This window comes from Sphingobium sp. ba1, assembly GCF_000743655.1.
In the GTDB taxonomy this organism is placed as follows: domain Bacteria; phylum Pseudomonadota; class Alphaproteobacteria; order Sphingomonadales; family Sphingomonadaceae; genus Sphingobium.
Genome location: NZ_JPPQ01000069.1, coordinates 2,208,015 through 2,218,810, shown reverse-complemented (window position 1 = coordinate 2,218,810; position 10,796 = coordinate 2,208,015). Strand labels below are relative to the sequence as shown.

Annotated in this window: 11 protein-coding genes; 3 read left to right on the top strand and 8 right to left on the bottom strand. The window is 64.1% G+C overall.

Features of this window, described 5'->3' with window-relative positions:
- From IL54_RS13850 to IL54_RS13830, 5 genes are all read right to left on the bottom strand, one after another.
- A partial coding sequence (locus tag IL54_RS13850) for a sulfite exporter TauE/SafE family protein (RefSeq protein ID WP_037478695.1) occupies positions 1-642 on the bottom strand: 642 nt, incomplete at its 3' end.
- A complete protein-coding gene (locus IL54_RS13845) occupies positions 639-2,219 on the bottom strand; it encodes a bifunctional protein tyrosine phosphatase family protein/NAD(P)/FAD-dependent oxidoreductase (RefSeq protein ID WP_037476467.1) in 1,581 nt (526 codons plus the stop codon). The genes IL54_RS13850 and IL54_RS13845, both read right to left, overlap by 4 nt.
- Positions 2,220-2,247: 28 nt before the next feature.
- Complete coding sequence (locus tag IL54_RS13840; RefSeq protein WP_193378857.1) at positions 2,248-2,658, bottom strand: DUF6691 family protein; 411 nt, start codon at positions 2,656-2,658, stop codon at positions 2,248-2,250.
- A complete protein-coding gene (locus IL54_RS13835; protein WP_037476462.1) occupies positions 2,658-3,095 on the bottom strand; it encodes a YeeE/YedE family protein in 438 nt (145 codons plus the stop codon). Before IL54_RS13835 ends, IL54_RS13840 begins: the two co-directional genes overlap by 1 nt.
- Positions 3,092-4,009, bottom strand: coding sequence for an MBL fold metallo-hydrolase (locus IL54_RS13830; protein ID WP_037476460.1), 918 nt, complete (start codon positions 4,007-4,009; stop codon positions 3,092-3,094). Before IL54_RS13830 ends, IL54_RS13835 begins: the two co-directional genes overlap by 4 nt.
- 102 nt (positions 4,010-4,111) lie before the next feature.
- Here IL54_RS13830 and IL54_RS13825 point away from each other — a divergent pair, with 102 nt between their 5' ends.
- From IL54_RS13825 to IL54_RS13815, 3 genes are all read left to right on the top strand, one after another.
- Positions 4,112-4,735, top strand: a complete 624-nt coding sequence (locus IL54_RS13825) for a peroxiredoxin (RefSeq protein WP_037476458.1) — start codon at positions 4,112-4,114, stop codon at positions 4,733-4,735.
- On the top strand, positions 4,732-5,118 hold the full coding sequence (locus tag IL54_RS13820) for an ArsR/SmtB family transcription factor (protein ID WP_037476456.1): 387 nt from the start codon (positions 4,732-4,734) through the stop codon (positions 5,116-5,118). Before IL54_RS13825 ends, IL54_RS13820 begins: the two co-directional genes overlap by 4 nt.
- Before the next feature lie 167 nt (positions 5,119-5,285).
- Positions 5,286-6,824: an alkaline phosphatase D family protein gene (locus IL54_RS13815; protein ID WP_037476454.1), complete on the top strand. Its 1,539-nt coding sequence runs from the start codon at positions 5,286-5,288 to the stop codon at positions 6,822-6,824.
- A gap of 65 nt (positions 6,825-6,889) precedes the next feature.
- On the opposite strand, the gene IL54_RS13810 is transcribed toward IL54_RS13815, so the two are convergent.
- The 3 genes from IL54_RS13810 to IL54_RS13800 form a co-directional block, all read right to left on the bottom strand.
- Positions 6,890-8,995 carry a phosphocholine-specific phospholipase C gene (locus tag IL54_RS13810; protein ID WP_037476452.1) on the bottom strand — a complete coding sequence of 702 codons (2,106 nt, stop codon included), beginning with the start codon at positions 8,993-8,995 and terminating at the stop codon, positions 6,890-6,892.
- A 27-nt stretch (positions 8,996-9,022) separates the two neighbouring features.
- The gene (gene phnE / locus IL54_RS13805; protein ID WP_037476451.1) at positions 9,023-10,024 is read right to left on the bottom strand and encodes a phosphonate ABC transporter, permease protein PhnE; all 1,002 of its coding nucleotides are present in this window, start codon (positions 10,022-10,024) and stop codon (positions 9,023-9,025) included.
- Positions 10,021-10,796, bottom strand: a 776-nt coding sequence (locus IL54_RS13800) for a phosphonate ABC transporter ATP-binding protein (protein ID WP_237748884.1), incomplete at its 5' end; no start/stop codon positions are given. The genes phnE and IL54_RS13800, both read right to left, overlap by 4 nt.

Sequence of the window (10,796 nt, the reverse complement as noted above, 5' to 3'; positions counted from 1 at the left end):
ACCCGCCACGAACACCGCGGCGAGCGGCCAGTCGATCAGCCCGGAAGAGGCATAGTTGGCGGCCGTGGTGAGGCCGAACGCCGTAACGGCGACGAGCGACGTGCCGACCGCCATCAGCATCGGCATGCCGGTCGAGGCGACCAAGCCCGGCACGATCAGGAAACCGCCGCCAATGCCGAAGAAGCCGGAAAACAAGCCCGACCCAAGGCCATAGCCGACCACCTTGGGCGCTTTTTCGCGATTGCATTCCGCGCCAGGATTACCCGCATTGCCGCGCCCCTTGAGCATCAGCACGCCGACCAGCAGCATGACGAGCGCGAACAGGGCCAGCAATTTGTCGCCATCCACCATCTTGCCAAAGGTCGATCCGGCGAGCGCACCGACGATGCCCGCTGCGGCATAGATGCCGCCGCAGCGCCATTTGACATGATGGGCGCGGGCATGGCTGGCCAGGCCCGTCGCGGCATTGATGGCAACGGCGAGCGCGCTGGTGCCGATGGCGACATGCGGGTTGGGCACGCCGACCAGATAGACCATCAGCGGCACGGCCAGGATGGACCCGCCGCCGCCGACCAGGCCCAGCACGAAGCCGACCAGGCTGCCCGACAGGCCGCCCAGCAGATATTGGGTCAGGTCCATCATGACTGCGACTCGATCGGCTGGGGCTTGACCATCCACTCGCGGCCCTTGAGCATTCCATGCCAATAGACTGGCGGCAGGATGGTATCCTTGAGCAGCCAGGACAGGCGTGACGGGCGGGTGCCGTCGATCAGCCAGTTGGGGAAGCTGGGCATCAATTTGCCGCCATAGCCGAACTCGGCCAGCACGATCTTGCCGGCCTCCACGGTCAGCGGACAACTGCCATAGCCGTCATAGGCCGCGACCGGGGGATGGCCATCAAGCGCGGCCAGCGCGTTCACCGCGACCACCGGCGCCTGCTTGCGCGCGGCGGCCATCGTCTTGGCATTGGATGCGGAACAGGCATCGCCGAGCGCGAAAATATCGGGGTAGTGCGGGTGGCGCAGCGTCGCCTCGTCCACCGCGACGAAGCCGGAGGGGGCGGCGAGCAGACTGTTGCGGATGAAGTCCGGCGCGACCTGCGGGGGGACGACATGGATCATGTCATAGCGTTCCGCCACGCGCTTGACGCCATCGCCGTCCGCCTGCTCGAAAATGGCGGTCTTGGCCGGGCCATCAATCTCCACCAGCTTCGACCCGAAATTGAGGTGAATGCCGTAGCGATCGACATAGTCCATCAGCGCCGGGACATAGGCGGCGACCCCGAACAGCGCTGGACCGGCGGTGTGGAACTGCACGTCGCTTTGCGCCAGCACGCCCGCTTTTTCCCAGCGGTGGCAGGACAGATACATCGCCTTTTGCGGTGCGCCTGCGCATTTGATCGGCATGGGTGGTTGGGTGAAGAGTGCGCGTCCGCCCTTGAACGCCTTGGCCAGACGATGGGTATAGGGGGCCAGATCGTAGCGATAATTGGACGTGACGCCATCATGGCCCAGCGCATCGGCGAGGCCCGGAATGGCGTTCCAGTCGAGCTTGATGCCGGGGCAGACGATCAACACGCCATAGCCGATCCGCCGCCCGTCATCGAGCAGCACCTGTTTGTCATCGGGCTGGAAATGGCTGACCGACCCCTTGATCCAGGTCGCGCCGTTCGGGATCAGGTGCGCCTCGCTACGCCGGGTAAAGCCGCTGTCGAACACGCCCGCGCCCACCATCGTCCAGCCGGGCTGATAATAATGATCGTCGCTCGGTTCGACGATGGCGAGGCGGATGCCCCGGCGGCGCTTGAGGATGCTGGCGGCCGTGGCGATCCCGGCGCTGCCGCCGCCGATGATCAGGATATCATAAGGGGTGGCGTCCTGTCCGGCGACCAGTGCGTCCGCCATCGCCGCCAGTTTTTCGGCGCGCGCGCCTGACCGGCAATAGCCCAGCACCGGGCCAGGGAGGGTATCGAGCGCGTGGCGCATCGCCTGCGCATCGGCATCGGTCATCGCGCCGGGGGTTACGGGGATGTGCGCGAAAGCGAGGCCAGCGGCTCTGGCAACCGCACCGATGTCGGCAGCGGTCGGCTGGCCATCCTCCTCGCCATCGGGGCGGTTGCAGATGATCGCGCGAAATCCGTCGCGCGCGGCCTGTTCGACATCGTGCGGCGTCAGTTGCGGGGCCGTGCCGAAGGCTGGGGTCAGCCGCTTGATATCCATGATGATCCTCCTTGGTCCGGCGTGCCGGTTATGGTCTTGACGTGACGCGGTGCAGCGCCATGCCGCCCAGCATGGCCAGCACGAAGGGAGCGACCGCCGCCGGGGCGAGCGCCAGGCTGGCGAGGGCGGGGCCGGGGCACAGGCCGCCTATGCCCCAGCCGATGCCGAACAGGATCGCGCCGAGCGCAAGTTTGCCGTCGATCCCTCTGGTTTCGGGCAGGTTGAACTGCTGATCGGCAATGGGGCGCTCGATCCGCTTCTGCACCATCCAGGCAAGCGCCATCGGGATCATCGCGCCGCCCATGACGAAGGCCAGCGTCGGATCCCACGGTCCCAACAGGTCGAGAAAGGCGCGCACCCGCATCGGATCGGCCATGCCCGATAGGGCAAGGCCCGCGCCGAACAGCGAACCGGACAGTAGCGCAAGGATGACCCGCATCACAAAAGTCCCGCCAAACGGAGGATCGCCACGGTGGCAAAGCCGCTGCCCATGAACAAAGCGGTGGCGGTGAGCGAGCGGCGCGACAGGCGCGACACGCCGCATACGCCATGGCCGCTGGTGCAGCCTGACCCCAGCCGCGTGCCATAACCGACGATCAGGCCGGCAACGATCAGCAGGGCGGGCGCGGGGTAGCTGGCCGGGACGCCGCCCGACAGCAGCGCCACGACCAGCGCACCCAATGGCAAGCCGAGGATGAAGGCGATGGCGACGCTGCGCGGTGCGCCGCCCTGCGTGAAGCCAACGGCCCGCGCCGCAAGCCCGCTGACGCCCGCGATCCGGCCGAGGCCGAGCAGCATGATCGCCGCCGCCACGCCGATCATCAGCCCGCCGATGAGGCCCGCCACCGGCTGCGCATCGGGAAAGCCGGGGATCATAGCTGGTTCACCGGGATCTTGAGATAGGCGACGCCATTATCCTCGGCGACCGGCAGATGGCCCGCGCGCATGTTGACCTGAACCGAGGGCAGGATCAGGCGCGGCATGTCCAGCGTGCGGTCGCGCGCTTCGCGCATGGCGACGAATTCGTCTTCGGTTATGCCGTCATGGGCGTGGATATTGGCCCGGCGCTGGTCCGCCACGGTCGTTTCCCAGACATAATGGTCGCGGCCTGCGGGTAGATAGTCATGGCACAGGAAGAGCCGGGTTTCGGGCGGCAGTTCCAGCAACCGGCGCATCGACCGGAACAAGGTGCGCGCGTCGCCGCCGGGGAAGTCGGCGCGCGCGGTGCCATAATCGGGCATGAACATGGTATCGCCCACGAATACCGCATCGCCGATCACATAGGCGACGCAGGCCGGGGTGTGGCCGGGCACATGCAGCACGGTGACCGACAGGGTGCCGATTGCGAAACTGTCACCATCGGCCCACAGATGGTCGAAGTCCGATCCATCGCGCGGAAATTCCGCGCCGACGTTGAACAGCTTGCCGAACATATGCTGCACCTCGCAGATATGCGCGCCAATCGCGATCTTCCCGCCCAGCTTCTGCTGGAGATAGGGAGCCGCCGAGAGATGATCGGCATGGGCGTGGGTTTCCAGATGCCAATCGACGGTCAGCCCCTCCGCCTCGACATAGGCGATCACCGGATCGGCGGATTCGACATTCGTGCGGCCGGAAGCGGGATCATAGGTCATCACGCTATCGATCACGGCGGCGCGATGCGTCTGCGCGTCATGCACGACATAGGTCACGGTGAAGGTCGGCGGATCGAAGAAGGACTTGATCACGGGCACGCCTTCGCGGGCGGCGAGGATCTGCGTCTGGGCTTTGGTCAATGCGGGGTCGGACATGCGACTTTCCTTTAGTTTCATATTTACATGAATCATGTATATGTATAGAGCTAGGCCGTCAAGGGGTTGCCTCATGGTGGCCAGGATTGCAGGACGACAGGCATGAACGAAGTGATGACAGATGGACGGCGGCCGGTGCGGATCGGCGACATGGCCCCTGATTTCCGTGCCCGATCGACCAAGGGCGATTTTCAACTCTCGGCGCTGCGCGGCCAATGGGTGATCTTCTTTTCGCACCCCGCCGATTTCACGCCGGTATGCAGCACTGAGTTCGCCGCGCTGGCGCGGCGTCAGGCGGATTTCGACGCGCTCGATTGCAAGCTGGTCGGCCTGTCGGTGGACAGCCTCTATGCCCATCTCGCCTGGGTCCGCGCGCTGCGCGATCTGTTCGGCGTGGGAATCGACTTTCCCATCATCGAAGATCCCAGCATGGCGGTCGGCCGCGCCTATGGGATGATCGATGACTCAGCCGTCGACAGCATGGCCATGCGCTCGACCTTCTTCATCGATCCGCAGGGGGTCGTTCGCGCGACGACCTGCTATCCGCATAATGTCGGCCGCTCGGTGGACGAGATGCTGCGCCTGTTGCGCGCGTTGCAGCGGGTCGATGGCGCAAGCAGCCTGACGCCTGAGGGCTGGACGGACGGTCAGCCGCTATTGCTGCCCGCCGCTGACGGGACCGATGCAGCACCCGACTGGTTCTGCCGGTTCGAGGCGTCCGCATGAGCGCGCTTTATGTGGATCGCGACGCCGCGGCGTTGGCCGCTGAAAAGATCAAGGTCTTCGCCCAGCCGCAGCGGTTGATGATCCTGTCCTGCCTGCTGCGCGGCGAACGCAATGTCGGCGAGATCGCCGAGATCACGGGCATCGGCCAGCCAGCGCTCAGCCAGCAACTGGCCGAACTGCGCCGCGCCGACCTGGTGCAGAACCGCAAGGAGGCCAAGCAGGTCTGGTATATGCTCGCCGACGATGGCGTGGCGCTCTGCGTCCGCACGATCGAGGCAATATTCGCAGGCGATGGCGCACCGTCTTTGCCAACCGTCGAACCGACATCCTTACCCGCGCCGACGATCGACGGTGTGGCGGCCTTTGCCCGCATTATACACTAGGCGCGTTCGCCGGTCCGACCCCATTTTGGCTTGGCGACATAGGAGATAGCGGAACAAATCAGATCCTACTCCATGCACGGATATGTATAATTCTCACATAAATATGCAATGATATTGAGTATATTTCACTCTTGGCCAGCATCCGCTGTCTGCAGGGGAGATTCCATATGCTCACACGTCGCCTGTTTCTGGGAGCGTCGACCGCCACCGCGCTTCTAACATCGTCCCTGGTGCGCGCGCAGATCAAGGTGAATCCGTTCACACTGGGCATCGCGTCCGGCGCGCCGCGTGATACCAGTGTGATCCTGTGGACCCGGCTTGCGCCTGACCCGCTGAAAGGCGGCGGCATGCCGTCGAGCGACGTGCCGGTCCGCTACCGGGTCTGGGCCGATGCGGAACAGCGCAGGCTTGTCCGCGAGAGTGAGGCTGTTGCGCGCGCGAGCGAAGGCCATTCGGTGCATGCGCTGATCGAGGGACTGCAGCCGGGTCGCGAATATTGGTATCAGTTTACGGTGGGTGCGTTCGAGACGGCTATCGGCCGGACCCGCACCAGCAATCGCCGCGATCCGTCGGTCAAGCTGGCGGTTGCCAGCTGTCAATCCTGGCAGAGCGGCTATTTCAACGCCTTTGCCGATATGGCGGCCTGGGCGCCGGACTGCGTGATCCATGTCGGCGATTATATCTATGAAGGGGGTATCAGCCCGCTGGGCGAGCGTCGCGTCGATCTGGCCGGAGAACAGCGCGTCTTCCGCACCGTGCGTCAGCATAATAGCGCGGAAATCGTGAGCCTTTGGGATTATCGCAACCGCTATGCGCTCTACAATTCTGACCCCGCGCTCCAGGCGGCGCGGGCGGCCAGCCCGTGGATCGTCGCCATGGACGATCATGAAATCGACAATAATTGGGCAGGCGATACGCCGCAGGATCCCGAAGCGCAGACGCCGCTGGAATGGAAGGTCCGCAAACTGGCCGCCTTGAAGGCCTATTATGAGCATATGCCGATCGAAAAGCCGCCGATCATCGACGGGATCGAGAGCAGTCTGCAGATGTATGGTCTGTATCGCTTTGGCCCGGCGCAGGTGCATCTGCTCGACACCCGCCAGTTTCGCGCCGATCAGGTGTGCGGTGATGGCTTTCCGGGGCAAGTGCCGTGCGCGGAAGCGGCTCGTCCCGACCGGTCGATGCTGGGGGCGACGCAGGAACAATGGCTTTATGGGGCGCTGAATCGATCGGACGCGGCGTTCAACGTACTGGCATCTCAATGCTGGTTGTCACCCTATCGCTACAATAAGGCGCCAGAGCCTGCCGCGGTGAACTTCGACAGTTGGGATGGCTATCCTGTCGCGCGTCAGCAGTTGCTGGATGTTTTGGGCGATGGCGTGGCCAATCCTGTGGCGATCAGCGGCGATTGGCATTGTGCGGCGGCCATGACGATGCATGCCGAGCCGTTAAACGCCAAATCCCGCAGGATCGGGCATGAATTTGCCGGAACGTCGATCGCATCGGAATGTCCATGGGCTGGGGCGATGGAGCAATCGCGCGCTGATAACCCGCATGTGCGCCATTATAATGGCCGTCAGCGGGGCTATTGCCGGTTCGAGGTGGACGGCAAACATTGGACCACGGCCTATCGCGTGGTCGCGGACCAATATGATGCCAAGTCCGCCGTTTCGACCGAGATAGAGATGCGCGTCGCCGACCTGTAGGCTGGTCATGAAAAAGGGGGCTGGCCGATGTCTCGGCCAGCCCCCTTTTTTGCCTTTGCTCGGCTTCAGGCCCGCATGAGCGGGTCGCTGATGCCGTGGCGTCCGGTTTCGACCCGTCCGGCCAGGTGGATGTCCATGCCCGCCATGGCGACGGTCAGATCATACCAGTCTTCGCTCTTCGCCACCGGCCAGCGTTCGTTGGTGCTGCTGCCGCCTATGACCATGACCGCCCGGTCGGCCTGAACCCCATAGGCATCCTTGCCCAATGTGACGCTGGCAGGGGTCGATCCATCGGACGCGAGACGCAGGCGCATGGCCTTGCCCGCCGCATCATAACGGGCGGTGAGGACCGGCGCGGCGGCGGCCTGCGCCAGATCGCCAGTGAAGCCCCGGACGAAGCCATTGGGACCAAGCACGATGAGGTCGAAGCGGCCCTGATCGTTGGCGGCCCATTGATCGTTCAGCGATTTGCCCGCTTCCACCGTGTAGCGGCGCGGGATCTGATGCAGCCTATGCTTGTCATAGACGTGGAAGACGGCACCGGCGCGTCCTTCATTGGTGAATGTCAGGGTTAGAGCATCCTTCGTCGCGACGGCATCGACGTGGAGGATGTAGGGCAGGGCGCGCGATCGGCGGATACCCGCTTCCTGATACATGTCCTGCGGCGCGCGCGGCGGCAGCGCCTTGGGACGGGCAAGATGATCGGCCAGGATCGCGCTGGCGGCGCTGACATCGGGCAGGTCGGGGAAAGTGGCATCGCTACTCTGGCTGAAATCGAAGCAGCTGGTCAGGTCGCCACAGACAGCGCGATGCCATGGGCTGATGCCGGGGATCGTGACACCGAAGCGTTTTTCGAGGAACTGGCCGACCGAAGTGTGATCGAATATCTCGCTGTTGACCCAGCCGCCCCGGCTCCATGGCGAAACGACATACATGGGCACGCGCGGGCCAAGCCCCCAGGGCCGTGTCGTGCCGCTCACATCGTCATCGCGCGACGTATATTTATCCTCATGATCGTCGAAATATTCGCCCGCCAGGTCGAGCGTCGCCTTGCCCGCCATCGTGCCGTCGCGATTATAGGACGGCGGCGCGGGCGGCGGCACATGGTCGAACAACCCGTCATTCTCGTCGAACGTCTGAAAGAAGACGGTCTGGCTCCACAGGTCCGGGTTGGCAGTGAGCGCGTCCAGAACCTCCGCCGTGAAGGCCGCACCCTCGATCGGGGTGGAGGCGCTGGGATGTTCCGATCGCTCCTTGGGCGGCAAGATCCAGGTTACGGCAGGCAGCGTGCCGTCCTTCACATCCTTGGCGAACTGTTCGAGCGAAAAGGCGCTCATGCCGCGCTGATAGAGGGCAGAATCCGGCTTGGCATCGCGGAACCCCTTGAAGGCGAGGCCGCCATGCATCGCGCCGGTCCAATTGTCGTTAGGGTCTTGATAGATGCGCCAGTCGACCCCGGCCGCCTCCAGCACTTCGGGAATGGTCGCCCATTCCAGCGCATTGCCGGCATAGGTGTAGCCAGGCTCCGGCAGTGCGCCCTTGATCCAGCAGCGCAGATTATTGGGTTCCGAATGCGTGTCCCGGCAATTCACGCCCTTGGCCGCGATGGCGGGATCGAAGCTGGAGCCGGACCAGAAGACGATGCGATTGGGGTCGGTGCCGCTGGTGACCGAACAATGATAAGCGTCGCAGATGGTGAAGGCCTCGGCGAGCGCAAACTGGAAGGGAATATCCTGCCGCTTGTAATAGCCCATCGAATAATCGGTCTTATATTTGGGCCACAGACCGAATTTGCCCTGATTCCAGGCGGCCTGCGCGTCGGAAAAGCTGTGTGGGGTGCCCGGCACCTTGAGTGCGTTGGTCCGCTCCGTATCCAGATGGAAGGGCGGCAGGTCGCGCGCGCCGTTGGATTGCCACCAGACCGGGCGATTGTCGGGCAGGGGGATGGGATGGCGATCGCCAAAACCCCGCACCCCTTTGAGCGTGCCGAAATAATGATCGAAGGACCGGTTTTCCTGCATCAGGATGACGATATGCTTCACGTCCTTGATCGTGCCGGTCACGCGCTTGGGCGCGATGGCCAGTGCCCGCCCGATGCTGCCCGGTATGGCCGCCATGGTCCCCGCCACGCTGGCGGTCTTGAGGAAATCGCGTCTGTTCTTCAGGGACATGGCCGCTCCGATCGATAGGATGGGGGGTTATAAAAGGGATTTGCGTAGCCGTCCGGCGCTGCGATCCAGCAGCAGAACGACGATGAAGATCGCGATCAGGATGGTGCCGACATGGCCATATTCATACATGTCGTAGCGGCCCTTGAGTTCCTGACCGATGCCGCCCGCACCCACCAGCCCGATTACGGTCGCCATGCGGACATTCCGGTCGAGGATGTAGAGGGTGTAGGCGATATATTGGGGCAGCACCTGGGGCAGGATGGCATAGCGCCACATCAACATCTTGCCCGCGCCGATGGCGGTCAGGGCTTCCTGTGGCCGGGGGTCGGCATTTTCGGCATCGTCGGCATAGAATTTGCCGAGGAAACCTGCGCCATAGAGGCCAAGCGCCAATATGCCCGCGATCGGGCCGAAACCATAGGCGATGACGAGAAACAGGGCGCTGACCAGTTCGGGAATGGCGCGGCAAAAGCCGATGATGCCGCGCGCCATCATGCGGATGGCCGCAAAGCGCATCATGTTGCGCGCGCCCAGCAACGCCAGCGGAAAGCCGATGAGAATGGCGACGATCGTGCCCCAGAGCGCGATTTCCAGCGTCTCCAGCATCTTGGCCGCGACCAGCCAGACATAGCCCAGCGGTTGCACCAGATAGGTCGTTCGGACCGGGCGGCTTTCCATCCGCATCGTTTGCGGATTGATCGTTTCCACGCGACGTTCCACGACCTCGACATGGGAAAGGAATGGCAGGTCGGTTGGATCGAAACCCTCGATCCGGCTGATCTCCTGCCGCTCGGAAAGCTGGATGGGAACGAGCTGGCCGATGGCGTTGCCAAGGCCGTCGGCGACCTGTGATTGCTCGGCCAGGCCGAATTGCACGGCAACGGCCTGCGTCGTCATCATCACCATCCGGCCGATTTCGACGCGCTGGCCCGTATACCAAAGCAGCAGGGCCGCGCCGATCAGCGCCAGTATCGTGCCGCTGCCATAGGGGCGCGGGTAGGACCAGCGGGTGGGCGCCTGCGCGGTCATGCCAGCACCGCCTGGACCGGGGCGGAGGCATCCTGCTTTGCATAGATGCGCTTGGCGTCATAGTCGTCGAACATCGCGGGCGGGCCGTCGAACACGACCCGGCCACCCTGCAGGGCGACGATCCGGTCGGCATAATCGCGTGCCAGATCGACCTGATGTAGGCTGCACAGCACGGTCGCGCCCCGTTCGCGCGCCTGCGTCCGCAACAGATCCAGCACCTCGCGGCTGAGCCGGGGATCGAGGCTGGCGACCGGTTCGTCGGCCAGGATGATGGCAGGGTCCAGCATGAAGGCGCGCGCGATGCCGACGCGCTGTTGCTGGCCACCCGACAGCCGATCGGCACGGCGGGCAAGATGCGCTTCGTCCAGGCCGACAGCCGCGATGAGGGCACAGGCCTTGTCCTGCAAGGCCGGGGTATAAAAGCCCGACAGCGCCCGCCAGAAGGGCATGGCAGGCACCGCGCCGGCCATGACATTGGTGGCGACGCTGGCCCTGGCGGTCAGGCCATAATGTTGGTGAACCATGCCGATGCGGCGACGCAAGAAGGGCAGGGTCTTGCGATCGACCGGCTTGCCGCCCACCACCACGCGACCGCCGGTTATGGCGGACAAGCCATTGACGGTGCGCAGCAGGGTGGACTTTCCGGCACCCGAATGGCCCAGCACGACGCAAAATTGCCCCGCAGGGACCGTGAAGGACACACCATCCAGCGCGCATGTGCCGTCGGGATAGTGAACGGTGGTGCTATCGAAACGAATATCCATCATCGTTG